This window comes from Pontibacter korlensis, assembly GCF_000973725.1.
GTDB classification, from domain to species: domain Bacteria; phylum Bacteroidota; class Bacteroidia; order Cytophagales; family Hymenobacteraceae; genus Pontibacter; species Pontibacter korlensis.
This window is the reverse complement of the sequence record NZ_CP009621.1, coordinates 4,724,048-4,750,162: the sequence shown is the minus strand read 5'-3', so window position 1 is coordinate 4,750,162 and position 26,115 is coordinate 4,724,048. Positions and strand designations below refer to the sequence as shown.

The following is a 26,115-nucleotide window of genomic DNA, read 5'->3' as shown; positions in this document are numbered from 1 at the left end:
CCTCGGAAGAAAGTAGGGCAGGGGGGTGCAATCTGTAATGTATCTCTTAGGGTAGATTTCTGCTGAACAAGAAGAAGCAAAAGAGGAAGGTATGTGAAAGTGATGCCAGCTCCTAAAGGCTTCACTACGTGAGGCCAAGGAACTACATTATCAGCAGTACATTTTAAGCAAGTACTACACTGGCCTTTCGAACACACTTGGCCTAATTATAAGCCATATAATCAAACCTATAGGCCAGGCCACAAATGCGACCATAATAGCGATCAATATACCTGGTCTTCTTCTTCTTTTTGCGTCTCTATAAGCCCATATGATACTCCAGATGTATAGAATTAGAATTACCAGCCCGAGTACAAGGCCTATCAATCCTAAGCCCAAAAATACTTCTGCTCCTTCTTCCATGCTTTTTATGATTAGTGTTCCATTACATAATTATTTAACGGCTGAAATCTTAACGCGTTATATGCTAGGCGGATAACAATGATTCAGCTGGAGGAATATCTTGCAGTAGAGGCCTAATGTTTTTTTAAATTCGCTATTGAAGCTCACAGGTAAACCTTAGAGATGTTAAATTCAGCCTCGCAGCTCCCTATCAATCCAGACTTAGATAAGTTAAGGAAGGAGCAATAAGTAGGATATAACCCAAGCATTTTAAGCTATAGTCATTTATGATACCGGATCACATTAGCACTTTGATAAATGTGCAAGGAAAAGCTATTTATGTAAACTACCGGAAGGAATATGAGAACCGCCCGACCCTTGTGTTTCTGCACGACTCCTTAGGTTGTGCTCAACTATGGCGAGACCTGCCACACAAGCTTGGCAAGGCAACAGAATGCAATGTGCTGGTCTATGACCGCTTAGGGTATGGCAAGTCAGCTGCAATGCCTGCGTCTGATAGACCAACCAATTATCTGGAATTGGAAGCAGACGTGCTGCATGAACTGCTCACTACCTTAGCTGTTGAGGATGCCATCTTATTTGGGCACAGCGACGGTGGCTCCATTGCTTTGATTACAGCAAGCAAATTTTCAGCAAGAGTGAAGGCCGTGATATGTGAAGCAGCGCACATTTTTGTGGAGGACGAAACAGTAAGAGGTATTTATGACGCGATGGAAGCTTTTAAAACAACGAACCTACCTGACCGACTGGCAAAGTACCATGGCGACAAAGTAGATACTATGTTCAGAGCCTGGACAGAAACCTGGACACGAAGTGACTTCAGGGACTGGAGTATTGAGCATTATTTACCAGGTATCATTTGCCCGCTTTTATTCATACAGGGTGATGCAGATGAGTATGGCACCCTAGATCAAGTAGAGCAAACAATCAGTCAGGTAAACGGAAGGGCAGAAAAATTCATCATTCCGAATGTTGGTCATACACCCCACAAAGAAAGTCCCGAACAGGTAATAGGTAAGTCTGTGGAGTTTATCAATCAACTGACTTGACGAAATTGGAATTGCAATGTTTTACTGGAGGCTTTTTCTCAGGCAGCGCTCTTTTGTTGGTATAATTCTTCTTCGACCTGGCACGGGGTCAGGTACCCTAGTGCTGAGTGCCTTCGCTTCCGGTTATAGAAGCCCTCGATGTACTCGAACACGGCCAGCCTGGCCTCTTGCCTGGTGGTGAACTTGTGGTGGTAAACCATTTCGGTCTTCATGGTTTTAAAGAAGCTCTCAGCTACCGCGTTGTCGAGAGCAGTTGCCCTTGCGGCTCATGCTCTGCAGCACGGGCATTCCCTCCAGCTGCTCTCTAAAGGCACGACAGGCGTACTCCCGCGCCCCGGTCAGAGTGGAAGAGCAAGCCCCCGCTCAAGGCCTTGTTGCTCAGCGCCATCCGGAAGGCAGCCACCGTAGTCGCTTCCGCCTCCATGGTCTCACTCAAAGCCCAGCCCACCACCTTTCGGTCGGCCAGATCGAGCACTGCGGTTAGGTAGATCCAGCCCTCTTCAGTTTTGATGTAGGTTAGATCCGACACCCACTTCTGGCCCGGTCTGGCTGCGGTAAAATCCCGGTTCAGGTGGTTTTCTGCCAGGGTGAGGCTATGGTTGGAGTCGGTGGTGTTGACCCGGTGTTTTATCCGTACAATGCTCTGAATCTGATGTTTTTGCATCAGCCTGGCGATGCGGGGACGGGAGGCTTTGATGCCCTGCTCCTTTAGCTCAAAACTGATCCTGGGGCTGCCGTAGCGGCCCTTGCTCTGGGCATGTACCTGCCGGATGTGCCCCACCAGTTGCGCCTCCTTGAGCGCCCGTTGGCTCTGGGGTGTTTAAGCCAATAATAAAACCCGCTGACGCCCACCTTCAGCACGCTGCACATCTTCTCAACGGGATACTGGTTTCGGTGCTCTTTTATGAATCCGAATACCGCCCGTCTCCCTTTCCAGAAGATGCTGATGGCCTTTTTTAGGATATCACGCTCCAGCTGCGCCTCCTTCAGTTCCTTCTGTAGCCGCTTGATCTCCTTTTGCTCCTCTGTCAAACCTTCGGCAAAGCGTACGGGGGTACCTTCCTTCTGGCGCCATTTGCTCAGCCGACCAGGATCAATGCCCAGTTCCAAAGCTACCTCTTTTACTGATCCCCTGGCATAGGTCAGGTCGATGGCCATCCGTTTGAAGGAGGCGTCATACTCTCTTTTTTCCATGATCATCAAATGTAAACATTTCAGTGATGCGGCCCACTAAGAAGCCTCCAGTCAAAGGTAGCAAGTTCAATGCAAAGCCTCCAGTGTTGACTAGAGGCTTTGCATTGGTTCATAGTATAAATGAACGAAATACAGCCACATAGGTCGGGTGGCTTAAGAAAGTATGTGCAGGAGGAGTGATTGAAGTCTAAAGTATAAAACTCAAAATCCTAGTGCCCAAATATTTTAGGAAGTTTTACGCCAGTCTTTCGTTAAGCTTTTTAATTCCTTAGCTGCCTTGAAAATTTTTGCCCTGCTAAAGGTTTTTTAAAACTTGCCTTCTACTGTCTTGAATACTTTTCGTAAGGCATCCTTTGCCTGCCCATTGCTCATTACAATTATATAGTCACCCTCTTCAACAGGGGTTCCCGCAGGAGGGTTCTTGATCAGCACTCTTTGGTTTTCTTTCATCTTGCTCAGGCCAAGCATAACCGTATTAAAGTTTGATTTAAGCTCATGGAAAACCTCCTCACTATCTCTATTTACAAAAGTGGTTTCAGGTAGTATTTTGTATTCATGTACGTCAAAATCTTCCTCAGTGCGTGAAGAACTTAGCAGGTCCAAATTCATATCTGCTACATCCGGTTCAAAGATATAACTTGCCACAAGCTTGGAGGCAATCTCATTTTTTGTGATGACATAAGTTACACCGGCAGCCTTAAAGGTTTCCTTTAGCTGTAGCTTATGCAGGTTTACCACAATCTCCGGATTAGGGTACAGCTTTTTGAAGTTGATAACATACAACAGTGCTTCAGAGTCATCATCAAAGCTGATAAAGAGTGTGGCCGCCTTATTGGCATTTACTTTCTCTAGTGCCTCGAAATTGCTGAACTCATTAAATAAGACAAACACCTGTTCTTTACTATACTTTGAGTAAATCAGGTCTACGTCGTCTTTGCGGTCAGTTATGATAGCAATTTTTTTCTTGCTGTAGTACACCTCATCAGCAACAAGACGACTAAAATCGCTCCAGCCTACAAAAAGGACATGACCGGTGAAGTCTGTGCCGTGAAAGCCTAATCTTCTTTCTTCCAAAGTATTTAAGATTTTGTTTGAAATCGTGCTGATCAAAAATCCCAGAACGCCAAGACTTGAGAAAATATAAAGATACCCAATGGCTCTGCCTCCTGGCGTTACAGGAAAATAGTCGCCGTAACCTACCGTCGTTAAGGTTACAAAAGTATACCACATAGCATCCTCTATGCTCCTAATAGAGCTGTCGGGGGCAGAGGCTTCAAAATGAATGAGTAAGATGTTACTGAGTACTGTGAACAACAATAACAGTAATATGAGCAGATAAGGCTTTTTGATATTCATTCTGATAGCAAAGTACAAAACATAGTGTGAAATCGAAATATGAAAAGCGGCTTAGTTTTTGGACAAGAAATGGTGTACCTTTAAAAAAGACCACATTATTCTTGTTGCTGATTAGGCTGTGGGAGTTAAAATTAATTGGTATTTCACCAGTTTATCAAAGATCTAATCTTGAAGCAGCCTTGTGGCATAAGTTGGCCTAAAGCTAACCTATGAAGACTGAATAAAACCAAAGCATTGATCATTGTGCTTCACAATAGATATATGATTGAATAGTCTTGATGAGGTTCAGAATAAGTTTTAATGAAGACGATAAAAAAATGAAGAAGATATTATACGTTGCAATAGTTTTATTTGCCGCCTCTTGCTCTGAAAGAAATGGAGTACAGGGAGCTTTTGAAAATATTGTTGAAACCGGCACTAACATGGCATTGGATTCCCTGCAAAACATAGCTGATAAGGAATTGCAGAGACATACTGGAGTTGATTGGTTAACAACAAAGATACGCTCAGCTGATACAATCAATGTAGAACGAGAGGCTAAGCGTGCGCTTATAGAACAGTTATCAGAGTAAGCCCTGGTTGTAGTTTGTGCCATTACTTAGCTTTGGGAAGGAGCAGTAATTGCAGCAAATAGAATAGCAGGAAGCCTTGGAGTATAACCTTTGAGAGCCACTCCAGTTTTGACTTAACAATACAGACTTGTAATACTATAGATTGACTAAGACGAATTAAAGGAAGCCGCTCCATCTTAAATGTAGCGGCTTTTCTATAAGCCCGGAAGGTCAATTGATTAAATCCCATGCTAAATAGATTTAGTGGTTTTGAAGAAGTACCTACAGGCAGAGGGGAAGGTATTCTCTTGTTCATGTGGCGCTACTAATTAACAATCATAACTGCTGACTATATAGGCGATGGCGGTGCTGCCACTGAGGCGAATCTGCGAGGTTCTAGAAGTGTTGCCCTGACGATAAAAACTAACATGCAAGTAAAGGAGGAGGGAGCGCGGCTTAACTATGAGATTAGAAGACTAGCCTAACCAAAACATACTAAAACAAGCCCCACTCCGAGATCCAGAGTTGGACTTGTTTTAGTATGGTGTTAAACCTGCCTACAGTTCAGATATACTTTGAAAGTGCTTCCCTTTCCTACTTTACTTTCTACCTCAATTTCGCCTCCACTGTTCTCTACAATCCGTTTCACAATATATAAGCCTATGCCACTTCCTTCCACGTGGTCGTGCAGGCGCTTGAACATAGAGAATATCTTTTCTTTCTGTGAAACATCCATGCCCAAGCCATTATCCTCAACAGTGAGTACACAGCCGTTCTGTTTCATTCCGGAGGAAACCTTAATAAAAGGAGTACGCTCTGGTGAGTGATATTTTATCGCATTTGATACAAGATTATATAAAACACTTCTCAGGTTTTTCTTAGAGAATCGGATTGCAGGATATTCACTGAAGTCTATCTCAAATTGTGCGCCTGTGTCCTTGGTTATTTTTTCAAGGTCAAGGCTCACCTCTTCAAAGATCTCCGAAAAATTGACAAGGCTTATATCATCTTCTTCTTTCCGCTGCAGCCTGGAAAGATCAGTCAGGTCATGAATGGTATTCTTAAAACGATTGATAGAACCCTTCATCATAGAAATAACTTTTTCCAGATCTGGGTTAACCGCATTTTCAGATGGCATGTCTTCAACAAGTACATCCACCAATCCCTCTATATTTGTAATTGGTGCCTTCAGGTCATGGGATGCTGTATAAATGAAGTTATCCAAGTCATTGTTTATTTTCTGAAGCTCTGCGTTCTTCCTTTTAAGCTCTTCTTCTGCGGTTTTCTGCTCCTGAATATCAGTGTTAGTACCAATCCAGCGCAGAAATGTGCCATCTGCGTCTTTTACGGCTTGAGCACGGGTAAGAAACCAACGGTACTGGCCATCTGCACCTTTTATCTGAATGGTTAGCTCCCAGCCTTCTCCCATTTGGCCGGCTTCTGTTACACGCTCATATACAGAAGCCAGGTGATCAGGATGAACAACATTTTGCCAACCCCAGGCTTGCATCTCCTCAAAGGAAGTACCGGTATAGTCGTACCAGCGTTGATTGTACCAGAAGGTTAAGCCATCGGGAGCAGCCATCCATGCCAGGTTCTGAATATTATTGGCAAAGGTTCGGAAATGCTCTTCGCTTCTTACAAGAGCTTCCGCAGCCTGCTTTCGCTCTGTGATGTCATCACAGATACCAACAAAACCAAGGAAGTTTCCTAAGGTGCTTAGGCGAGGTGAACCCTGGCAATGGAGTACACGATACGCTCCATCATATCGACGCACACGGAATTCAAATTCGAATGGCTTAACAGTTTGCAAGGCATTACTGTACACCTCCCAAGTATGAGCAACATCATCCGGATGAATGATCTGTTCCCAACCATAATCGGTGTCTTCCTCAAATTTCCTTCCTGTCAGTTTTGTCCATGCGGGGTTAAAGTAGATATTTTCGCCTTTGGTATTTCCCATCCAGATGATGATAGGAGCTGCGTCTGCCATCACACGAAAGCGTTCTTCGCTTTCCTGAAGAGCTATCTCAGCCAGTTTATGCTTGGTAATATCCTGACTGATTGCCACTATATACTTAGGATTACCATTAGCATCTTTGATCAATGAGACGTTATTTTTAACCCAGATTTCTGATCCATCCGGTTTAACGTAGCGCTTCTCCAATTCAAAAGGGACACTTTCTTTTACCGCTTTCTTGTACAGGACCAGATTTTTTGCAAGGTCTTCCTGATGGCTGATATCCTGCATCCGCATCTGGTACAGATCTTCCTTGGAGCGCCCTACCATCTGACAGTAGCGATCATTCACCAGCACAAATTTACCTGTCAGGTCTGTTTCAGCTATCCCCACCGAAGTTTGGTTGAAGATACTGCTGAAATGCTCTTCACTCTCTGCGAGGGCATGCTCAGCTAGTTTCCGCTCTGTGATGTCCCGGGCTATTGCAAACATATGCGGCTTGCCATCCAATGTGATCCCGCCCATGCTTACCTCTACAGGGTAGATGGTGCCATCTTTGCGCTTATGCAGCGTCTCGAACGGAGGGATGTTCTGCTTCTGTGCCAGTGCAAATACTTCATTGAACTTCTCTTCCTGGTAAATGGGGTCAACATCAGGTACTCTAATTGTTAGTGCTTCCTCTTGAGTGTAGCCCCAACGTTTCAGTGCCAGATCGTTCAAGTAAGCGAAAGTGCCATCTTCACGCATCAAGATAAGGGCATCGAATGCATTGTCACTCAGTACTTTGAATTTGTTTAATTCATCTTCTGCCTGTTTTAACAGCAGGTTGTCTTTTCTGGTACGCCTAATATCAAGCTGAGTCCTGACCCGCGCAATAAGTTCAGACGTTGAAAATGGCTTTACCAGGTAATCATTAGCGCCTTTTTCCAAGCCCTCAACAGTAGCCTCTTCTCCAGCCCTTGCTGAGAGCAGTATAACTGGTATGTCTCTTAGACCAGAATCTTCGCGGACTTGAGCCAGAAGCTCAAAGCCATTCATGTTGGGCATCATGACATCGCTTAAAATCAGATCGGGAACTTCGTGTCTGGCAGCAGCAAGGGCTTCTGCTCCATCTTTTGCGGTCTCTACATGCCAGTAAGCACTCAGGATTCGCTTTAGGTAGTTAAGCAGGTCCGGATTGTCATCAACAAGTAAGATACGGGTGTCCTTATCCGGTTGCAAGTCCTGCTGCGGTACTGCTGTTTTTACCTTCAGTATGGTTTCGGTGTCCGGATCATGCTGGCCCCATATAGATGCCTCGTTGACGTAGGCCTCTGCTCTAATCGCTTTTGAGTTACCATGTCTTGCTGCAGATATGCTCTGCTCATCCAAATGCGCAGTTCCTTTGGGAATATTTATCCTGAAAGTGGTGCCCATTCCTTCGGTGCTTTCCACATCAATTGTTCCTTTATGAAGCTCTACTAACTCCTTCGCCAGTGCGAGTCCAATCCCCGTGCCTTCATGAGAGCGGGAGCGGGTGTTCTGCACCCTGTGAAACTTTAGGAAGAGGTTTGGCAACTCCTCCTGCGGAACTCCAACACCTGTATCCTGAACCGTCAATACTGCATGTGTCTCAGTTTCCTTAAGCTCAATTGTGATATGACCCTCTAGTGTAAACTTGAAAGCGTTGGAGATGAGGTTCAGCACAATCTTCTCCCACATATCAGTATCTACATACACAGGTTCTGACAACGAAGAGCAGTCTATTGCATATTTCAGGCCGGCTCTCTCGATGGTAGGTTCAAAAGCACTTGCAAGCTGCTTTGTTAAAGAACATAGGTCAGTCGGTTCAAAAACTACCTGCGCACGCTTTGCTTCTAATCTGGAGAAGTCGAGTAGCGTGTTCACAAGTTTAAGCAGGCGCTGTCCGTTCTGGTAAACCATTGTCAGTTGCTTCCGTTCTGTTTCTGGCAAGGAGCCAGCAGTACCTTCAAGAACTTCCTGTAAGGGGCCGAGCATGAGCGTCAGAGGAGTTCTGAACTCATGACTTACATTGCTGAAGAAGTTTGTTTTATCCTGGTCCAGCTGCATCAGCTTTTTCATGCGAAGCCGCTCTTCTTCATAGGTCTTTCCATTGGTGAGGGCATTTTCAATGTGGCCGGAAACTAACTTCAGAAATCTAGAATAAGCGTCATCATAAGCTTTCCCTGGGCTTATACCTGCTATGAAAACGCCTATAGGTTCTTGCTGCGTCGGGAGTTGTAGCGGCAGTAACAAGGCAGTATGAGAGGGGGCTGGCCATGAACCACCGGGAAGGTTACCAAACTTTGCTGTTAGCCCTTCTTCCAGATAAGGCTGCCTTGTTTCCATCACTTTATGCAGGTTCCAATTTGAGGTGCTATGCTCATTTAAAGTTTGGTCGCTGATCAATTCTGGACGTGCATGCGCATATGCTTCAAGTCCGTAGCTACTGGCCAGCTTATAATCATCACCTTCTTTCAAATAAATGAGCGCATAAGGAATATCGGTTGGTCTCTCAGACAGGACCTTCAGGGGAACATGGCATGCTTCCTGTATACTTTTTGCCTCCAGCATATGCATGCCAAGTGCAGTTAGCACACCCAACCTTCTCTCATTTATAACCTTATCTGTTGTTTCAGAAACAGCGGCAAAAATTCCCGCCACGTCACCCGATTCGTTACGGATAGGGCTATAAGCAAAATCAAAGTAACACTCTTCGGCATAGCCCTTTCTCTGCAGGGGAAGCATGGTGTCTTTGTTGAATGTTGACTCACCTTGCTTAACCTGCTTGATCATAGGCTCTACTAAATGCCACGCTTCCGGCCAGCATTCCTGACCCACCTGTCCTAAAGATTTTGGATGCTTTGCACCCAATACCGGAATGTAGGCATCATTGTAAAACTGTATGTAATCTTCGCCCCACCAGAAAAATAGCGGGTAATAGGAAGTAAGTATAAGGCTAAGGCTTGTGCGCAGGCTTTGTGGCCAGCTTTCTATTGGTCCGAGAGAGGTTTCAGACCAGTTGTATGTTCGAATGCGTTCACCCATCTCTCCGCCACCAGAGAGGAAATTCATTGAAGGGTCTTTAAAGGAGCTCATTAAGTATGTTGAAGCGAATTACCTGTATTCAGAATCTACCTATACTGACAAATAGATAGCCTTACGTAGAAAAATATCCTTTGTTATTGTTATTATTTTGCCATACCGGAAGCGGTCAATTTATCTTTGATAAAGGTTAATGTAAACTTACAGAAGTCTTGGAAACTATCTGTTAACAAGCCCCTGGCAACACCACAAAAATTAGATATCATCATAGAGAAAGGATCTGTTTCTGTCGCTGTTTGAATTCTAATATAGATAAGAAATAAAACATCCCTTAACATTTTGCAGAATAGATAATGAATGAGGGCCTTGAATTTCAGCCTACAACTTGACAATTCTGTGTTGAAGGCGATATTTTCAGATTTTAAAGGTTTAGTGGAGCCTTGAGTGTTTGATCATATCAGGTGTTTTTCATCTTAAACAGTTGATTAACCTAGCCTAATCAAGAAGGGCTCCATTCATCCTATTATCCCAGTGAAGGAAGAATTAATTTTTGTTTAAGCGTATATTTAAGAATATAATAGATGTTAAGGCTTAGCAAGGTCTAAAAATTAGTTGCAATCAAATCAAGTGAAACGATGAGTACCAGATCAAGAGACCAACAAAAGAAGCAGCGCCAAAAAGAATTCAAGGAAAGGAAAGAACATCAGGAGTTGCTTAAAGCTGCGGCCAAGAAAGTTAAACGCAATTCATCTGGAGGTGATGGTGAGATTGATAAGGTGCCCAAAGTTGGAGAATAAGCATGTGTTCTTCAGAACATTCATTAAGCAGAGAGGTACACTATACCTTTGTTCAAGATAACCTGGCTCAAGGCGATTTAGCCAAAAAGTTATAAGCACCCTCTCTCGACAGGTCTATATAATTTTATTAAACACTAGTAGAGTCTTGGGTACTTTACTAGGGTAAAGAATCAGTTCTTTCTTACAGGTGCTTTATATTCCTTGAGGTAGGCTTTGTTGATGCAGGATGCAGACGCAGGCTTTGTAAGAGCTAATACTTGAAGATGCCTGTCTGCCGAATTTATTTCCTCTGAAATATGTATATTGATTTAATTCTATTTATTGACCCTGCTTTATATTCCTAGCCGAATCCCTCCGCTCGTGAAACAGATAGTCTTTGCAAAAAAGGGATTCTCCTTTTTGCAGCTTGTAACTGTTTTAGGATGCAAACTCCCGACGCCCTTTTAAATGAGGCCATTGCAAATTATTTTGCCAATCAGCAGGCTTTGTCTGCCCAGTACCCGAATGCCTTCATCGTTTTGTGCGGCACGCAAACCTGGGGGCCTTATGTAACCAGCCAGGAAGCTTATCGGGTTGCTGTTGCGCATTTAGAACCCGGAGCTTTTTTAGTGAAGTACTGCAGAGGTTCAACGGAAGTCAACCTGATACAGACGCCGCAGGAGTATGATGTGGTAGCTTCCCGGATAGAAGATTTGCTGGATGCCTTCCCAGGGTCAGCGAAGGCAATGGAGTTAAGAAGGCTGACGAAAGTTGTAGAGTTCGCATCCAGAGGCCTGCCTCTTTAGGCACGATCAAAACTGCTAATTTTAAAGCAACAAATTACCTATACAGCAGGGATGGTTGTGTCTGGTGAACGTTTTAAGTACGGTAAGCCGTTACCCTTATATCCGAAACGGCCTAAGGGATAACAGCGTTTCCGCTGTACCATGTCCTCAGTATCACCTACATCTGGTTACTCCACCCGTTTCCTTACTCCCCTGGCAGAACACTCGCCAATGGTCGTATTCGCCTATGATCTGACTTCCCACCCCTTTTCGTATCTGAATGCTGCCTTTGAGAAGGTCTGGCATAGAACGCGCAAAAGTTCTTTGGGAGATCCTCGATTCCTTATGCGGATGATACATCCAGAAGATAGGCAGCATGTGAAAGAAGTCTACCAGGAGCTGCTGGAGGGGGTGATTTTAAAAGACCTGATGTTCCGGATCGTGTTGCGGGACCGCAGCGAGCGGTGGGTGTGCGTCAGACTCGTCCTGCTGGAGAATGAGCACCTACTAACTGGCTACGCCGAAGACGTTACTGCGGAAAGGCAGTACAACGACACGCTCAAGAAGTACTCCGATAAGAAGAACTCGATCCTCAACATCCTCTCCCATGACCTGGCCGGACCGCTGGCCATGATCCAGAGCCTGTCGAAGTTACTGACCCAGGACGTAAAACCCGATGGCAATCAGGCCAGGGTCCAGAAGATAATCCACCTGATTGAGAAGAGCAGTACGCAGGGCATGCACCTGATCTAGGAATTCATCCGGCAGGAGTTCCTCGAATCTGCCAATGTGGAGCTTATCAAGCGGCGGATAGACCTGGTACAGGCGCTGCAGGAATTAATGCAGGAGTACCAGCAGGCCCAATCCATGACGGGCAAGACGTTTAGCTTTGTTACTTCCTGTGATAAGGTGTACGTCAGCTTGGACGATACCAAATTTATGCAGGTGGTGAACAATCTGATCTCGAACGCCATTAAGTTTACCCCTGACGGAGGCAAAATTACGCTTGCCCTGGAAGAACAGGATGAGAGCCTCCTGGTCCGGGTGGAGGATACGGGCGTAGGGATACCACAAAAGTACCATGCCACCCTGTTTGACAAGTTCACCAACGCCCGCCGGCCCGGCATCAAGGGAGAACCATCGGTAGGTCTGGGCATGTCTATCATCAAGACCATCGTGGAGTGGCACCAGGGTAAGATCTGGTTTGAGAGTGAGGAGAACAAAGGAACTCGTTTCTTTGTCCAGATTCCGAAACAGTAGCACCCCATGTCAATTGTTTCTCTCAGCACCGAAAAACCTCGAGAACTAACAGTTCGCATAGACACCACATAGACGACCAAAATTCAAACAACCCCTGTCTAGCCTGAATAAGCTGTCTCAACAAACGAAGTTTTGAAGGGCGCTTAAGGTATGAATAGAAAATTGACAGGCGCGAGGATATTAGCTTTAGTGTCCGAAGCAAAAGAAAAAAGGCCTCCAGTTTATACTGGAGGCCTTTCGAGTAGCCCGTAGGGGAATCGAACCCCTGTTACCAGAATGAAAATCTGGCGTCCTAACCCCTAGACGAACGGGCCGTTCGTTTATTGTGATGCAAATATAGCGGGTGTTTTTGATACTGCAATGCCCTGTCAGAAAACTTTTTTGGTATGGAAAGGATGTGCTTGATTTTCAGAAAGAAAAATTTGCTACAATTATAGCGAATTGCAAAATCTAACAAATAGACTCTTCTTGCGTTAGTATAAACCTATTACATCAACAGAAAAAACATCAGGAATGGCTAAGAACTTACAATATGAAGGCATAAAACCAGAGGCGTTCGACCAGCTTAAAAGCAAGCTGCAGACGTACGGCATTACATTAAGCTCTAACAATGGCAGCTTCAGCGAGAAAGGTGTATCGGGCAAGTATGACTATAACCCCGAGGCACAAGTGCTCAGGCTGGATGACCTGCAGGTAGGCTTTCCTGCTAGTATGATGGTAAGCGAAAACACGCTGCAGGCGCGTATGGACGAGTTGATGGTGCAGCATGGTGGCAGACCTCTGCACTAGTACAAAGATACACTTTTGGCCTCTACCCCGTATAATTCTATATTAATCTAAAAACAATAGTTGAAACTATGGAAAACAACACTTCTCAAAACCAGAACAATAACAATAGCAATACAGGAAACGAGCAGAAGAGCTCTCAGAAAAAACAGGAAGGTGGAAATGTGCTTTCTATGCTGCATCCGCATGATATGTCCAGAACGGTAGAGTCTGCTATGCATGTATTCCAAGGCCGCCACGAAAAGCTGCCTGACCTGATGCAGGATATGGGACACATCATTTTGAAAGCTAGCCGTCGCTTTACCACTACACAACTTATTTTAGCTGCAGGAGCTCTGACTATAGGAGCTATACTTGTTTCGCGTTACTCCTCTGATGAGGAGTATGAATATGAGGAAGCTTAATCCTGTTTCTTGAATTAGATAAAAGCCCTTAGCCTAAGTTGGTTAAGGGTTTTTTGTTTCTGGCCACACTTGTGGCACAAGGTTTGTATTAAGGACTATATAGCCGTTTGCTATATAAGTAATAACTTTGAGTATGAATGTTAAAACTAAAACTATGAGGAAGACGAATCTGGTGCTGTTTATCATGTTTATCATGGCCGCCTTCAGTGTGCAGGCACAGCAAGGACAGGCCCTACCACCCTTGGTAAGTGTAAGCGGCATCGGTGAGGTGCGTGTGCAGCCTAATGAGGTGGTAGTGAATTTAGGAGTTGAAACCCGCGCGAAAACACTGAACGAAGCTCGAAAAGAAACGGACAGCAAAGCTGCTGCCATTATCAGTTATCTTAAGAAGCAAGGGGTGGATGCCAAACATATCCAAACTTCTTACGTCACCCTTAACCCGATTTATAACAGCGGAGAGTACGGCCGTACTGCACCTGACTTTTATGTTGCCCAGAAAAACATGACAGTTATCGTTAAGAAGCTGGACAAATTTGATGAGCTGCTATCAGGGCTATACCAGGTAGGAGCAAACCATGTTAACGGTATACAGTTCCAGGTGTCGGATGTAGAAAAGTATAAAGCAGAGGCCCGGAAAAAGGCAGTGGCAAACGCAAAGGAGAAGGCTAACTCACTCACTTCAGAATTAGGTGCTAAAATAGGCCGTGTATATGCTATCAATGAGAGTTCTGGCAATGGGGGAGGACCTAGACCTATGTATAAAGTAGCTATGATGGAGTCAGCTGCTTACGATGCTGCCGGTGGACCAACTATTTCAGGAGGCGAGCTGGTTATTTCCTCTACTGTAGATGTAAGTTTTATTATAGAGTAGAAGTTAATAAATAAAAAAGCGGCGGCACCACTGTATGGATGGTGTCGCCGCTTTTTTTATACTTCCTAAGTTCTTATACCAGTTTGGTAAAGCGCTCCATTGGCTTAAACTGATTTTGTTCGTCGAGCAGGAAGCTGATAGGCTGTTGTGGTGTCTGTAGGATTTGGTGCTCCCGAATGCCCCAAGGCTTCAGCATCTCCTCCAACATGTGTGCGTAAGCCGTCATTTCCCAAGGGTTAAATATTTCGTTCGTCACATCATCAATAAGCGTATCCAGCACCAGGTGGTCGTCTTCCGGTTTGATAGGACGGATAAAATATTCCGGTACTACATTGAAAATATAAGCGGCGTAGAAAACACGTGCCTTAAACTCCGCCAGCTGTATAGGGTGCAATTCTTTTCCTTCTGTTACCTGGTATAGCCTGCCGAACGCCTTCCGTATAATTGCATTGTCTAATAAAGTACACACTACAGCTACAGGCCCAAGCTTAATGCTAAAAGCCATAGTTGTCAGCTCGTCCTGGTACTCAAACGGAAGCTCGTCTTCTGTTGGGCTAACCTGGAGCAGAAAAAGCGAGCTCGGTAAAAATCCGTCGAACTCCATTGGCACCCGCAGCGACTGCAGCACCTGGAAGAAGGCGCGGAATTTCCCTAGCATCTTGGGATCCTCGCTAACCGCATACTCGGGCATTACCAGCGGATCCGCTTCTTTAATAAGCTCAGTAACCAGCGAGCCGTAGTACATCTTGCCTATCCATTGGAAAAGCCGCTGTGGCGGGAGAGCTTGCATGCCTTCTATCCCATTTGCAGCAGCTTGCTCCACCTCCGCCTCCAATGGCAGCAGGTAGTGTGTATGGCAACGGTCGCAGCAAGGTAAAGTTAGCTGCCCGAAAGTGGTTACGCTCTTATCGAGCATCAACAGCTCTTTATTCTTCAGGTTATACTTTTGTTGCAGCCAGTCTGCAAATACAGGAGCGCGGTGTTCTTGGGTAATAATGGTGCCGCACAAGAAGCAGTTAGTATCAGTGAACTGCATTTTCTCGAACGGGTCGTATAGAGTAAGATCAATCATAAGCTGTGTCAATTCTGAATACAAAGATACACAAGCTACAGCGAGTTACGAAAAACGGCCTTTATGGTGCTGCTGTGGCTGTTTATTGGAGCTTAACACGGTCAGGTGCTCTTTGTTTGGCTACGAGTTGCTAAAAATTTCCGCAGAAGAGAGCAGAGTAGAACTTATACAGTAACACAGGTTGAATAACAGCAGAAATTGTGGTTACTTTGTAACTCTATGCAACTGTCCATCACGTCATTAAATTCAGGAAGCAATGGTAACTGCTATTATATAGCTAACGAGCGCGAGGCGGTGCTTGTGGATGCTGGTATTTCCTGCCGCGAAACTGAAAAGCGGATGAAGCGTTTAGGGCTTTCCATGAGCAAGGTGAAGGCAATCTTTGTTTCGCATGAGCACTCTGACCACATCCGTGGTATTCCGGTATTGGCCCGAAAGTATAAGCTACCTGTGTACATCACTTCGGGTACGCTTCATAATGCACGTTTGGATTTTACAGGGGTGCAGGTGCTGCACTTTCAGGCACATGAGCCTATACAGGTAGGGAAGTTGAGTGTAATTGCCTTCCCGAAGCTACACGATGCCCGTGATCCGCATAGCTTTGTTGTAACAGGCAATAATGTAAAAATTGGCGTGTTTACAGACATAGGCTATCCCTGCGACCAGTTGATAGAGCATTTTCAGCAATGCCATGCCGTCTTTCTGGAGGCAAACTACGATGAGGGCATGCTGGAGAAAGGACATTATCCATATTACCTGAAGAACCGCATCCGGGGAGGTAAAGGACACTTATCAAACAGGCAGGCGCTGTCGCTCTTTACAGGGTATAAACCATCCTTTATGAGTCATGTGCTTCTTTCACACCTTTCTAAAGACAATAACTGCCCCAACCTGGTGAAGGAGCTCTTTACCCTTCATGCTGATGGTACAGAAGTAGTAGTTGCCTCTCGCTTCGAAGAGACGCCGGTTTTTACGATTAGTAGCAGTCCATCTAAGGTAGTTGCAAGTATAGGCAAGCAAACCAGCTTGTTTGATACAGTTATGGAGTAGTACTTTTCCAGTGCCCATACTATACCTTTTTTCGAATAAAGTTCATCCTTAATTAACCAAGCACGTTAAGTAAATATATTCTGACAGGATGTATCAACTTTACTCTTAACGGCATGAAGAAGATATTTACTTTCCTTTCTTTTAGCTTGATAGCATTTGGTAGTTTTGCTCAAGGGCAGGTTCCTTCTCCGGAGTCACAAATTAAGGCTGCTGTTCTGGCGGCTCCGGCAGAAAAGCGAGATAGTGCAACAGTGTATGGGTATAACCAGCAGGGAAAAGTGGTAGAGTTACGGAAGGGAACGAATGAATTAGTATGCCTTGCTGATGATCCTGCTCAGGAGGGCCTGTCTGTTTCGTGCTACCACAAAGAGTTGGAGCCATTTATGGCGCGAGGCCGGGAGCTGAGAAAAGCAGGTAAAAGTGCAAAAGAAATTTTTGATACAAGAGAAGAGGAGGTGAAGAGCGGAAAACTGCGTATGCCCAAGCAGCCGTCTACCTTATTTGTATACACTGCCTCAGCTGACGAATTCAATGCTGCGACTGGTGATGTAAAGAACGGCTACCTGAGGTATGTTGTATACATCCCGTACGCTACCTCCGAGAGTACAGGGCTGCCACTTAAGCCAGATGCTCCGCCCATGCCCTGGATCATGCATCCAGGCACACATGGCGCTCATATCATGATCAATCCGTCACGGGATTGACATTCCCCCCGCTAAAGCAGGTTGGATTCCTGGGCTACCTGGCTACTGCGACCGTATATCTCCCAAGCTGAAACGGTCTGCCCGACCGCCTTATTTCTTATATTACTAGCTGCGTTCACATCCCTGCCCAGGACGTGTCCGTTAGCTCTGGGTCCAATACCTGTCTGATAGCTGCAGGTCGGTGTTACGCCAACCACATACCCAGCAGTCCTGAGAAGTATGGTTGGGGGCTACTCTATGAAACTCCCGACCATACCATTTGGACTTGTAGGCTAACATCTGCACGAACTGATACCATCCCGCGTCCGATATTGATTTAGCAAGCTTATGGTTCTTGAGCATATGCTGCACTTGCAGGTTCTCAACAACAATCGCTTGGCTTTCGCGAATGAGTTGAGTTGTCAACTTGTGGTGGAAATCCTTACGTGTATTCCTGACTTTCAGGTGCAGCCTGGCAAGCTTCTGAATAGCCTTGCGCCTGTTACTACCATCTTTCTTCTTCCTGCTGACCGAACGCTGTGCTTTCCTTAGCTGGTATTGGTAGCGGAACAGGTGCTTTGGATTATCCACCACCTAACCGTCTGAGGTGACCACAAAGGACTTGATACCCATGTCCAGCCCCAACACGTTTGTCACTGGTGGAAGCTGTGCTATCTCCACCTCACAGCACAGGGTCACATACCACCCATCGGCTTCCTTGACAACGCTGGCTGTCTTGATACCCCCCTGCACATCCTGTGACTTGCGGTATTTCACCTTGCCTGTCCTGGGCAGTTGTACGGTACTTGTGTTCTGGTGCAGCTTCACCCCCTGCTTGTAGGTGAAGGAGCGATACTGGCCTCGCCTGGCGAACCTGGGGAATCCCTTGCCCTGCTTGAAGAAGCCTTCGTAGGACTTGAACAACCTATCGGTTACTTCCTGTAAAGTTTGTGAGTGAACACAGCCAATCCACCCGACCTCCTTGGCAATGGCTGCAAGTTCTTGCTGCATCTGGTTCTTGCCGATGGAAAGCTGGTGGTTCGAGTAGAGTTGCCTCTTGTAGTCCAGACACAGGTTGTAGACATACCGGCACGAGCCGAGCCACTGCGCAAAAGCCTGTGCCTGCGCCCTGGTGGGTTTGAGTCGGAAGCGGTATGTCTTGATCTGGTTCACGGCTGCTTTTGGCGCCTTGCCCGGTGCAGGGCATGTTTGCTGCAGCAAAGGTAACAGCCGGCAAGTGCAGGCGGTAGAACATAGGGTAAGATCGAACCCAACAAAAGTGAAGGGATGCTGCACCACATCGAGTGGTTCAAAAAGAAAACCAAATTCATCCCTTGGCTAAAGCCCCAAGGTACTGTCTTCAAAGTCAAGGATTTTTGTTGCATTTTTCTTACCTGTTTCTTATCTTCACTCTACCTGAAAGAGAGCTCCCGGGCCGACTGGTACTGGAAGTTCATCTTGCGTAGCCCTGGCCTGAGCTGGGGCTATTTCTTTTTCTGCTGTTTCTGGCTGCGTTTCCTGCGTTATTGCGTCTTTGTCAGCTGCGCTGACACCTGAAAGAGAGGCTCCGGCCTCCTGGATTTGGATGTTATTTTTGGGTTCCGCTGGCTGCTGCCCATAACGTGGATCATAGGCTTCATTCTTGCGCCACAGCGTCCAGAGCAGGATCAGCAGCTTGCGCTGCACGGCCACATACGCCTGCATCTTGGTCTTGCCCCTTTTCACGAGCCGCTCGTAGAGGGCAGTAAAGACAGGCTCTTTATAACGTACTACTGTAAAGGCCGGCAGGTGCATGGCCCGCCGGATGTGGGCGTTGCCTTTCTTTGATATTCTGCTTCTGCCCGAGCGCTGGCCCGACTGGTGCTCCACCACGTCATAGCCGGCGTAGCTGACCAGCTGGCCCTGCCGCTCGAAGGTGGCAAAGCCGTTGGTCTCGGCCAGGAGCACGGCCACCGTCTTGAGCCCCACCCCCTTGACCGAGCGCATCTTCTCCACCCGCTCAGCCAGCAGCGGATCCTGGTAGAGCAGCTCCCCAATAGCCTCCTCCAGCTCCTGGAGGCTCTTGTCCAGGGTGCCGACCAGCTTCTGGAGGTTTCGCTCTACCTGCTTGACCACCAGCGCACCGTGATGCAGGGCATGGAGCTGGTTCAGGCACACGGTGCGCTGGTTGGAGAAGTCCTCCAGCTGGCGGGTCAGCAGGCGCAGCCGGTAGATGTTTTTCGACAAGGGCTGCCAGAGCTCCAGGAGCTGCTCCAGGCCCATCTGCGCCAGGCCCCTGGCATCGATCCTGTCGTTCTTGCTCTTGTTTCCCAGGGCCTGCAGGTAGCGCTTGGCCTTGGTGGGCAGCACCACCGAGACCTGGTAGCCCTCGTGGTAGAGGAACCAGGCCAGCTGCTCGTAGTACACGCCCGTGGCCTCCATGAGCAGGCGCAGCTCCACGTCCGCTGCGCGCTTGCCCTCCAGCCAGCGCTGCAGCTGCTTGAAGCCTGTGGGGGTGTTGGTGAATTTTCGGGAGGCTTTCACCTTCACCCGCCGCTCCATGTCCAGGGTGGAGAGGACCACCTCCAGGGCGTCTTTGCTCACATCGACGCCCAGGTTCTGACAGAGTAAATTCTTCATAGCTGAAAGGGGCTTAAGTGGACAAAAAACATTCATCTTCCGGGCCTACACTCACTCATGCCTGCGGATGGGGCAGCCTCTAGGTACTGTCCAGGCTTTTAAGAAGAAGAGAAAGGGAAGGGATTCCTTGGGGGCGACATCATCAAAGTGTCTAGTGCAAGGGCTTTCTCCTTCCCTTTCTCTTAGCTTACGTTTAAGAGCCTGATAAAATTGAACTTACGCTTATACTGCCAAAGATATGAGTGCGAGGGCTTTCTTTGGCATTTTCTCGTAAGGCACATTGGCCTGGTATGGGTCGTTCAGACTAGTATAAAGCAATAGGGCGCAGTGTTTGTTACACCGCGCCCTATCTTACTTAAAAGCTGATAATTATTACAGCTTTTTCAGTCCTTTCATGTCATTCTTGCTGCCTTCTTTCACGCTAACGGCAACACCGCCGCCTGGCGCTAAAGCTTGCTTCAGTACACTTTTAGAATTAACAATCACCTTACGGATTGTATATTTCTGAGGATTCTTGTTCCAGCTGGCATCTTTAGCATCGGCGTAGATAGTAGCGATGTAGTTTTTGCCTTTTGGCAAGTAGTCAAACTTGATTGTAGCCGTACGGGCGTTCTCATCGGTTACACCACCAATGTACCACTCGTTTTTGCCTTTGGCTTTACGGGCGATGGTAACATAATCGCCTGGCTCAGCTTCCTGGATGTAGGTGTTGTCCCAGTCTACGGCAACATCCTTGATGAACTGGAATGCATCCGGGAAACGCTCATAGTTTTCTGGAAGATCAGCTGCCATTTGTAGTGGGCTGTACATCGTTACGTAGTAAGCCAGCTGCTTTACCAGTGTTGTGTTTACACGCTGATTGCTGCCAGTACCGTAATAAGAAAGGTCGGTCTGGAAGATACCTGGTGTATAGTCCATCGGACCACCCATCAAACGGGTAAACGGCAGAATAGTAGTATGGTCTGGAGCAAGGCCACCCATAGATTCAAACTCAGTACCACGGGCTGACTCCTGCGCAATCCAGTTAGGGAAAGTGCGGTGCACGCCTGTAGGACGAACTGCCTCGTGGCTGTTGATCATGATCTTATACTTTGCAGCTGTGTTGGCTACGTAGATATAGTGGTTTACCATCCACTGGCCGTCGTGGTGCTCTCCGCGAGGGATGATTTTGCCTACATAGCCTGTTTTTACAGCATTGTAGCCATGGTCCTGCATAAACTGGAAAGCCTCGTGTATACGGCGCTCATAGTTGGTGGCAGAACCTGATGTTTCGTGGTGCATCATAAGTTTCACACCTTTTGACTCTGCATACTGCTGCAGGCCTTTCACATCAAAATCAGGATAAGGCGTTACAAAGTCGAAAACTTCTTCTTTCCAGTTGCCAAACCAGTCTTCCCAGCCAACGTTCCAGCCTTCTACCAGTACAGCATCAAAACCATGCTTTGCAGCAAAGTCGATGTGGCGCTTTACATTTTCAGTAGTGGCACCGTGGCGACCGCTTGGAGTAAGCTTGTTCGGGTCATCGCTCAGTTTTACGTTTGTTTCAGTGCCGTAAGCCCAAGTGCTCTTGCCTGCCACAAAGTATTCCCACCAAACACCAATGTACTTCACAGGCTTTATCCATGATACGTCCTCATATCTTGTAGGCTCGTTCAGGTTCAGGATAAGACGAGAGGCAAGTATGTCTGTAGCTTTGTCGCTAACAACAATCGTACGCCAAGGAGTCTGTGCTTCAGTTTGCAGGTAACCCTTGTTACCAACAGCATCCGGAGTCAGGTGTGAACTCATTCTGAAGTTCTTTGGATCAACGTTCAGGTGCATGGCAGGGTAGTTGATCAAAGCAGCCTCATGAATGTTGATGTACAGTCCATCGGCAGACTTCATCATAGACGGTGTCTGAACAGACAGCGTATCAATAGGATACTGTGCATGCACATCGTGAGTAGCTTTTTCAATCAACTGCGGAATCTCAGAGATCTGCGAGGTAGTATAAGCATATTCATTTGTGTCGTAGTCGCCTCTGATCCAGAAGATCTTATGGTCGCCTGTGAGGTTAAACTCCGTGTGCTCTTCCTTAATGATGAAGTACTTTAGCTCATCCTGCTTCGGAAACTCATAGCGGAAGCCAAGTCCGTCGTTGAACAAGCGGAAACGAATGCGGATATGACGGCCTTTTGGCTCATCCTGCGCTAGCGTCACCAGCAATTCGTTATAGTTGTTACGGATAGTTTTCTCTTCACCCATGATTGGCTCCCAGGTGTCATTCACTGATTTCTGCTCCGTATTCGTTACAGTAAAGCCATCCATAAAAGAAGGTACATCTTTTGTTTCGATGCCCAGTTTACTTTGCTTAATAACGGCTTTCTTCTTGTAAGTTAACTGATAGGTAGGCTCACCATTTGGCGATAACTCAAACTTCATCGCGAGGTTTTTGTCCGGAGAGGTGATAACCTGGGCATTTACCAGTGTGGTTAATGTACAGAGGAACAGGAATAAAGAAAACCTGCGCAACATCTGTCGGTAATGGTCCATGTTTCTTTGTGGGTTAGTTTAAAATAAATTGTTTGTTGTTGTATGCGTTTATACACGCACCTACTAAACCAGAAAATTTCAGAAGGTACTGTGCATGGTTGTGCGTTACAGGGGCAAATTACGTAAAAAATGGTGTTATATAAGAACTTTAGCTTTGACAGCTGTTATGACTCTAGCCAACGTAGCTCATAGAAAAGGCTGCCTCTCGTCTAAAATCCGGGGCTGATACAAAACGAAAAATTAGATGCTGAGTCTACCGATAAAATGGCTGAAGGGTTTGCACAATATTCCTAAAAATGCACCTGTTTTTTGATTTTTGGTTTCATCCTAAACTCTTTCATTGGTATATTGCTTACTAATGAGGCGCCTTTGATAGAATATTTTTTTTGAATACTTATTCTTTTATCACCAAAATCCGTAGCAGCCTTATTCACTATAGCGTAAAATCGAAGTAAAAAGGCCACTTTTACCACCAGCATGAGTTCAGAGTCAGAAGTTGTTTCAGCTAACTTTACCAAAGAGATAGCTGAAAAATATTATAAATTACTCGTCGACAGTATTACCGATTATGCCATTTTCCTCTTAGATGTGAATGGCTATATTATCTCCTGGAACACAGGAGCCGAGGCCATAAAGCAGTATAAGGCTGAGGAGATCATCGGAAAGCATTTTTCTGTGTTTTATACTCCTGTTGATAAGGCCCGGGATTACCCATCCATGGAGCTAAAGGAAGCAAGGGCAGCAGGCAAGTATGAGGAAGAAGGCTGGCGCGTTAAAAAAGATGGTACCGTGTTCTGGGCAAACGTTATCATTACACCTGTATATGATAAAGAGAATAAGCTGATAGGCTACTCCAAAATTACCCGGAACCTGTCTGAGCGAAAAAAGGCCGAAGACGACCTGTACAAGGCGTATGAGGAGTTAAAGGAAAGTGAGGAAAGATTCAGGCTGCTAATAGATGGTGTGAATGACTATGCCATTATTATGCTGGACCCAGCAGGTAATGTATCGAGCTGGAATGAAGGGGCCAGGAGGCTGAAGGGCTATGAGGCACACGAAATACTGGGTAAGTACTTTGCTAAGTTTTATAGCAGAGAGGCAATACAGCAGGGCTTCCCAGACTATGAGCTAAAGCAGGCCACGAAGAATGGACGTTTTGAAGATGAAGGCTGGCGTTATAAGAAAGATGGTTCAGCTTTCTGGGCCAACACTGTTCTTGCCCCCATCTACAATGCAAAAAAAGAACTTGTAGGCTTTTCCAAGATAACACGCGACTTAACAGAGCGAAAGAAGCTGGAGCAGCAGCTTTTCCGGATTAATGAGGACCTGAAGGAGAGTGAGGAAAAGAGCCGGCTGCTGATCGACAGTGTGAAAGACTACTCCATCCTGATGCTGAACCCTGATGGCATTATCATGAGCTGGAACTCTGGCGCTGAGCGAATAAAGGGATACAAGGCAAGTGAGATTATAGGCAAGCATTTCTCTATCTTTTATAACCGTGAAGCGATAGCCAGCGGCTTCCCACAGTTTGAACTCAAAACAGCTTTGGCTAATGGCCAGTTTGAGGATGAAGGCTGGCGTATACGCAAAGATGGGTCTGCATTTTGGGCCAACGTGGTTATCTCACCCATATACAACCTGGACAAGCGCCTGCTGGGATTCGCTAAAATTACCCGCGACATGACCGAGCACCGACGCAATGAGGAGTTGATGCGAAGAAATAGTGAGCTTATGCGTATCAATAACGAATTGGACAGCTTTGTATATACAGCCTCGCATGACCTTAAGTCGCCCATTGTTAACCTTGAAGGGTTGATATCGGCTTTGGAGGAAGATTTAGGCCCGGATGCTGCAAAGCACCAGATGTTGTTGTCCAGAATGGGAGGCGCTATAAACACGTTAAAAAACGTGATCAACGATCTGTCTGATGTTACCAAACTGCAGCATGTGAAGGAGGCCCCTGAGAATGTAAATATTCAGGGTATGGTAGAAGAGGTGAAAGAAAGCTTGAGTGATGTAATTGCTGCTAGTAAGGCAGAGATAGAGGTGAACCTGGTTGGCTTCGATAACCTGAGGTACCCACGCAAGAACCTTCGCAGCATCATCTTTAACCTGGTTTCTAATGCCATTAAATACGCAGACCCTCAGCGGGCGCCAAAGGTAGTAGTAACAACTTCTGTCTCTGAAACAGGAGATTGTGTGCTGTCTGTAAAAGACAACGGCTTAGGTATTGCAGAGAACCAACTGGACAAGATTTTCGCGATGTTCAAGCGGGTGCACGACCACGTAGAGGGCTCTGGAATTGGCCTGTACCTGGTGAAGAAAATATTAGATAACTCCGGTGATAAGATTACAGTGAAGAGCGAATTAGGCAAAGGAACTGAGTTTAATGTATACTTCCTGAAACAGGAAAGCACTGCTTCATAACACTTGAAAGTAAGTGAATCGTCCTGAAATAAGTTGACGGTTTTACATGATCCCGGTTTGCGTTAGCAAGCCGGGATTTTTTCTTGATGCACCTGGTGTGGTGTTTTCATCTGCAGGGCAAAGTGCGGGCGGTGGTGGTTGTATAGCTCCACGGCCTGCTTTACTAAGTGTTGTGCCTCTTGCAGGTTTGTTAATGTATTTCCTAAGCCGAACTCTTCTTTGAGGGTGCGGTTCATACGCTCAGCCAGCGCATTCTCATGCGGGTCCGAGTGCTGGGTCATGCTCATCCTCATATTATGGCGCTCTGCCAGGCTCACATAGTGCTGGCTGCAGTACTGCAGGCCCCGGTCCGAGTGGTGAATCGTTTCTCTACCAGTCTGTTTTTCTCTCAAAGCCATCTGCAGGGCCCTGCTCATACTTGCAGCTTTCATGTTGGCCCCTAGTGTATAGCCTACAATCTTGCGGCTGAAGGCATCGGTGCCCAGGTTCAGGTAACAGGTGCCCTGCGGGGTGTGGATACAGGTGATGTCCGAGACCCAGACCTGCTCGCAAGCCTGCAAGACAACCTCCTTTACCAGGTTGGGGTATTTGCGCAGGTGATGTTTGGACATAGTGGTCTGCACGTAGCGCCTGCTGGGCCGCATGAGCAGCTTAAACTCTTTCAGCCACTCAAAAAGAGCTTGGCGCGGCCGAGTTGGATGCCCAGGCCCCTCAAGGCGGGCTTGCGCTTAAAGTAAAGCTTGCGCGTGCCCAGCTGCGGCAAGAGTTTGCGCTGCTGCCTTACCTGCTGCTTGAGGGCAGTCGTCTGGGCTCCCTCTTTCCGCAGCTTATAGAGGTACTGGCGTTTGCTTTCGGGTGGTTCTGGCTACCCCTTTGGCTTGAAAGCTTGCTGCGAGAGGGGCAAATACTTTTTTCGGATACTGGTCCCAAATGCCTCATTCGGCAATATCGATGGCCCGGTTCAAAATCAGTTTCTCCTGCTCGAGGCGTTTGATCTTAGACTCCAGGTCATGGATCTTCTTGCGGGGCGGTTGCTTTTCTTTCATGGGCAGCTTGCTTTTCCAGTCTAGTCCGCCATGTTTACGAAGCCAAACCAAAACAGTCGATCGTCCCTGGATGCCATACTTGGCCTGCTTATAGGTCAAATGCCCTTTCTCTACCTGGTCCACTACGCTCAGCTTGAAGGCTAAACTGTAGTCCTTTTGACTTTTCCTTAAAAAGCCTTTCTTGCTACTCTCTTTCATATAAGTCAACTTTTGTGTCAACTTATTCCAGGACGCTACACAATACAAA

The 26,115-nt window shown here is 46.4% G+C and carries 22 protein-coding genes, 1 tRNA gene and 2 pseudogenes; 12 read left to right on the top strand and 13 right to left on the bottom strand.

Annotated elements, in window-relative coordinates; all coding sequences use genetic code 11:
- Positions 1-174 precede the first annotated feature (174 nt).
- Positions 175-402: a hypothetical protein gene (locus PKOR_RS20390; protein ID WP_046313125.1), complete on the bottom strand. Its 228-nt coding sequence runs from the start codon at positions 400-402 to the stop codon at positions 175-177.
- 266 nt (positions 403-668) lie between these two features.
- Between PKOR_RS20390 and PKOR_RS20385 the strand changes: the two genes are divergently transcribed.
- On the top strand, positions 669-1,451 hold the full coding sequence (locus PKOR_RS20385) for an alpha/beta fold hydrolase (RefSeq protein WP_046313124.1): 783 nt from the start codon (positions 669-671) through the stop codon (positions 1,449-1,451).
- Between the two features lie 38 nt (positions 1,452-1,489).
- Here the strand turns inward: PKOR_RS20385 and PKOR_RS24580 are convergent.
- From PKOR_RS24580 to PKOR_RS20370, 4 genes and pseudogenes are all read right to left on the bottom strand, one after another.
- Positions 1,490-1,696: pseudogene (locus PKOR_RS24580) on the bottom strand (IS3 family transposase); the annotation flags it as partial.
- A 59-nt stretch (positions 1,697-1,755) separates the two neighbouring features.
- Positions 1,756-2,232, bottom strand: coding sequence for an IS3 family transposase (locus PKOR_RS24575; RefSeq protein ID WP_084694862.1), 477 nt, complete (start codon positions 2,230-2,232; stop codon positions 1,756-1,758).
- Positions 2,160-2,645, bottom strand: a complete 486-nt coding sequence (locus PKOR_RS24570; RefSeq protein ID WP_158453809.1) for a transposase — start codon at positions 2,643-2,645, stop codon at positions 2,160-2,162. Before PKOR_RS24570 ends, PKOR_RS24575 begins: the two co-directional genes overlap by 73 nt.
- 306 nt (positions 2,646-2,951) lie before the next feature.
- Positions 2,952-4,001 carry a potassium channel family protein gene (locus tag PKOR_RS20370; RefSeq protein ID WP_046313121.1) on the bottom strand — a complete coding sequence of 350 codons (1,050 nt, stop codon included), beginning with the start codon at positions 3,999-4,001 and terminating at the stop codon, positions 2,952-2,954.
- Between the two features lie 317 nt (positions 4,002-4,318).
- Between PKOR_RS20370 and PKOR_RS20365 the strand changes: the two genes are divergently transcribed.
- The gene (locus PKOR_RS20365; RefSeq protein ID WP_046314702.1) at positions 4,319-4,573 is read left to right on the top strand and encodes a hypothetical protein; all 255 of its coding nucleotides are present in this window, start codon (positions 4,319-4,321) and stop codon (positions 4,571-4,573) included.
- A gap of 526 nt (positions 4,574-5,099) precedes the next feature.
- Here the strand turns inward: PKOR_RS20365 and PKOR_RS23765 are convergent.
- The gene (locus PKOR_RS23765; RefSeq protein ID WP_158453808.1) at positions 5,100-9,587 is read right to left on the bottom strand and encodes a PAS domain S-box protein; all 4,488 of its coding nucleotides are present in this window, start codon (positions 9,585-9,587) and stop codon (positions 5,100-5,102) included.
- A 605-nt stretch (positions 9,588-10,192) separates the two neighbouring features.
- Between PKOR_RS23765 and PKOR_RS25125 the strand changes: the two genes are divergently transcribed.
- The 4 genes from PKOR_RS25125 to PKOR_RS24560 all read left to right on the top strand — a co-directional run bounded on the left by PKOR_RS25125 (position 10,193) and on the right by PKOR_RS24560 (position 12,378).
- On the top strand, positions 10,193-10,354 hold the full coding sequence (locus PKOR_RS25125; protein WP_158453807.1) for a hypothetical protein: 162 nt from the start codon (positions 10,193-10,195) through the stop codon (positions 10,352-10,354).
- Positions 10,355-10,776: 422 nt separating this feature from the next.
- Positions 10,777-11,139 (top strand): hypothetical protein, encoded by a 363-nt coding sequence (locus PKOR_RS20350; RefSeq protein WP_046313118.1) that lies wholly within the window; start codon positions 10,777-10,779, stop codon positions 11,137-11,139.
- Between the two features lie 141 nt (positions 11,140-11,280).
- The gene (locus PKOR_RS24565; RefSeq protein ID WP_084694861.1) at positions 11,281-11,871 is read left to right on the top strand and encodes a PAS domain-containing hybrid sensor histidine kinase/response regulator; all 591 of its coding nucleotides are present in this window, start codon (positions 11,281-11,283) and stop codon (positions 11,869-11,871) included.
- 36 nt (positions 11,872-11,907) lie between these two features.
- A complete protein-coding gene (locus PKOR_RS24560) occupies positions 11,908-12,378 on the top strand; it encodes a sensor histidine kinase (RefSeq protein WP_052738985.1) in 471 nt (156 codons plus the stop codon).
- A gap of 242 nt (positions 12,379-12,620) precedes the next feature.
- On the opposite strand, the gene PKOR_RS20340 is transcribed toward PKOR_RS24560, so the two are convergent.
- Positions 12,621-12,692 (bottom strand) — tRNA-Glu (locus PKOR_RS20340).
- 199 nt (positions 12,693-12,891) lie between these two features.
- On the opposite strand from PKOR_RS20340, the gene PKOR_RS20335 reads away from it, so the two are divergent.
- The 3 genes from PKOR_RS20335 (at position 12,892) to PKOR_RS20325 (ending at position 14,439) form a co-directional block, all read left to right on the top strand.
- The gene (locus PKOR_RS20335) at positions 12,892-13,167 is read left to right on the top strand and encodes a hypothetical protein (protein ID WP_046313116.1); all 276 of its coding nucleotides are present in this window, start codon (positions 12,892-12,894) and stop codon (positions 13,165-13,167) included.
- Positions 13,168-13,235: 68 nt separating this feature from the next.
- Positions 13,236-13,568, top strand: a complete 333-nt coding sequence (locus PKOR_RS20330) for a hypothetical protein (protein WP_046313115.1) — start codon at positions 13,236-13,238, stop codon at positions 13,566-13,568.
- A 154-nt stretch (positions 13,569-13,722) separates the two neighbouring features.
- On the top strand, positions 13,723-14,439 hold the full coding sequence (locus tag PKOR_RS20325; protein WP_046314700.1) for an SIMPL domain-containing protein: 717 nt from the start codon (positions 13,723-13,725) through the stop codon (positions 14,437-14,439).
- Positions 14,440-14,512: 73 nt separating this feature from the next.
- On the opposite strand, the gene PKOR_RS20320 is transcribed toward PKOR_RS20325, so the two are convergent.
- Positions 14,513-15,511, bottom strand: a complete 999-nt coding sequence (locus PKOR_RS20320; protein ID WP_235336888.1) for a hypothetical protein — start codon at positions 15,509-15,511, stop codon at positions 14,513-14,515.
- 219 nt (positions 15,512-15,730) lie between these two features.
- Between PKOR_RS20320 and PKOR_RS20315 the strand changes: the two genes are divergently transcribed.
- Both PKOR_RS20315 and PKOR_RS20310 read left to right on the top strand, forming a co-directional pair.
- Positions 15,731-16,561 (top strand): MBL fold metallo-hydrolase, encoded by an 831-nt coding sequence (locus PKOR_RS20315; RefSeq protein ID WP_046313113.1) that lies wholly within the window; start codon positions 15,731-15,733, stop codon positions 16,559-16,561.
- A 113-nt stretch (positions 16,562-16,674) separates the two neighbouring features.
- Positions 16,675-17,265: a hypothetical protein gene (locus PKOR_RS20310; protein WP_046313112.1), complete on the top strand. Its 591-nt coding sequence runs from the start codon at positions 16,675-16,677 to the stop codon at positions 17,263-17,265.
- A gap of 141 nt (positions 17,266-17,406) precedes the next feature.
- Here PKOR_RS20310 and PKOR_RS25725 read toward each other — a convergent pair.
- The 3 genes and pseudogenes from PKOR_RS25725 to PKOR_RS20295 form a co-directional block, all read right to left on the bottom strand.
- Positions 17,407-18,417: pseudogene (locus PKOR_RS25725) on the bottom strand (RNA-guided endonuclease InsQ/TnpB family protein).
- 234 nt (positions 18,418-18,651) lie between these two features.
- Positions 18,652-19,863, bottom strand: a complete 1,212-nt coding sequence (locus PKOR_RS20300) for an IS110 family RNA-guided transposase (protein ID WP_052738940.1) — start codon at positions 19,861-19,863, stop codon at positions 18,652-18,654.
- 372 nt (positions 19,864-20,235) lie between these two features.
- Positions 20,236-22,377: a glycoside hydrolase family 97 protein gene (locus PKOR_RS20295; protein WP_046313111.1), complete on the bottom strand. Its 2,142-nt coding sequence runs from the start codon at positions 22,375-22,377 to the stop codon at positions 20,236-20,238.
- Between the two features lie 495 nt (positions 22,378-22,872).
- Between PKOR_RS20295 and PKOR_RS20285 the strand changes: the two genes are divergently transcribed.
- The gene (locus tag PKOR_RS20285) at positions 22,873-24,822 is read left to right on the top strand and encodes a PAS domain-containing sensor histidine kinase (protein ID WP_084694858.1); all 1,950 of its coding nucleotides are present in this window, start codon (positions 22,873-22,875) and stop codon (positions 24,820-24,822) included.
- 62 nt (positions 24,823-24,884) lie between these two features.
- On the opposite strand, the gene PKOR_RS20280 is transcribed toward PKOR_RS20285, so the two are convergent.
- Both PKOR_RS20280 and PKOR_RS20275 read right to left on the bottom strand, forming a co-directional pair.
- Complete coding sequence (locus tag PKOR_RS20280) at positions 24,885-25,487, bottom strand: IS3 family transposase (protein ID WP_262501876.1); 603 nt, start codon at positions 25,485-25,487, stop codon at positions 24,885-24,887.
- A 270-nt stretch (positions 25,488-25,757) separates the two neighbouring features.
- On the bottom strand, positions 25,758-26,066 hold the full coding sequence (locus PKOR_RS20275) for a hypothetical protein (RefSeq protein ID WP_084694857.1): 309 nt from the start codon (positions 26,064-26,066) through the stop codon (positions 25,758-25,760).
- Positions 26,067-26,115: the final 49 nt, after the last annotated feature.

Bases quoted from the DNA above. Each gene is read 5' to 3' on its own strand.
- PKOR_RS20310 (WP_046313112.1), top strand. From the start codon at position 16,675: ATGAAGAAGATATTTACTTTCCTTTCTTTTAGCTTGATAGCATTTGGT.
- PKOR_RS24565 (WP_084694861.1), top strand. From the start codon at position 11,281: ATGTCCTCAGTATCACCTACATCTGGTTACTCCACCCGTTTCCTTACT.
- PKOR_RS20320 (WP_235336888.1), bottom strand. From the start codon at position 15,511: ATGATTGATCTTACTCTATACGACCCGTTCGAGAAAATGCAGTTCACT.
- PKOR_RS23765 (WP_158453808.1), bottom strand. From the start codon at position 9,587: ATGAATTTCCTCTCTGGTGGCGGAGAGATGGGTGAACGCATTCGAACA.
- PKOR_RS24570 (WP_158453809.1), bottom strand. From the start codon at position 2,645: ATGGAAAAAAGAGAGTATGACGCCTCCTTCAAACGGATGGCCATCGAC.
- PKOR_RS20300 (WP_052738940.1), bottom strand. From the start codon at position 19,863: ATGAAGAATTTACTCTGTCAGAACCTGGGCGTCGATGTGAGCAAAGAC.
- PKOR_RS20390 (WP_046313125.1), bottom strand. From the start codon at position 402: ATGGAAGAAGGAGCAGAAGTATTTTTGGGCTTAGGATTGATAGGCCTT.
- PKOR_RS20385 (WP_046313124.1), top strand. From the start codon at position 669: ATGATACCGGATCACATTAGCACTTTGATAAATGTGCAAGGAAAAGCT.
- PKOR_RS20285 (WP_084694858.1), top strand. From the start codon at position 22,873: ATGAGTTCAGAGTCAGAAGTTGTTTCAGCTAACTTTACCAAAGAGATA.
- PKOR_RS20325 (WP_046314700.1), top strand. From the start codon at position 13,723: ATGAGGAAGACGAATCTGGTGCTGTTTATCATGTTTATCATGGCCGCC.
- PKOR_RS20365 (WP_046314702.1), top strand. From the start codon at position 4,319: ATGAAGAAGATATTATACGTTGCAATAGTTTTATTTGCCGCCTCTTGC.
- PKOR_RS20370 (WP_046313121.1), bottom strand. From the start codon at position 4,001: ATGAATATCAAAAAGCCTTATCTGCTCATATTACTGTTATTGTTGTTC.
- PKOR_RS20335 (WP_046313116.1), top strand. From the start codon at position 12,892: ATGGCTAAGAACTTACAATATGAAGGCATAAAACCAGAGGCGTTCGAC.
- PKOR_RS20275 (WP_084694857.1), bottom strand. From the start codon at position 26,066: ATGAAAGAGAGTAGCAAGAAAGGCTTTTTAAGGAAAAGTCAAAAGGAC.
- PKOR_RS20295 (WP_046313111.1), bottom strand. From the start codon at position 22,377: ATGTTGCGCAGGTTTTCTTTATTCCTGTTCCTCTGTACATTAACCACA.
- PKOR_RS25125 (WP_158453807.1), top strand. From the start codon at position 10,193: ATGAGTACCAGATCAAGAGACCAACAAAAGAAGCAGCGCCAAAAAGAA.
- PKOR_RS20350 (WP_046313118.1), top strand. From the start codon at position 10,777: ATGCAAACTCCCGACGCCCTTTTAAATGAGGCCATTGCAAATTATTTT.
- PKOR_RS20330 (WP_046313115.1), top strand. From the start codon at position 13,236: ATGGAAAACAACACTTCTCAAAACCAGAACAATAACAATAGCAATACA.
- PKOR_RS20315 (WP_046313113.1), top strand. From the start codon at position 15,731: ATGCAACTGTCCATCACGTCATTAAATTCAGGAAGCAATGGTAACTGC.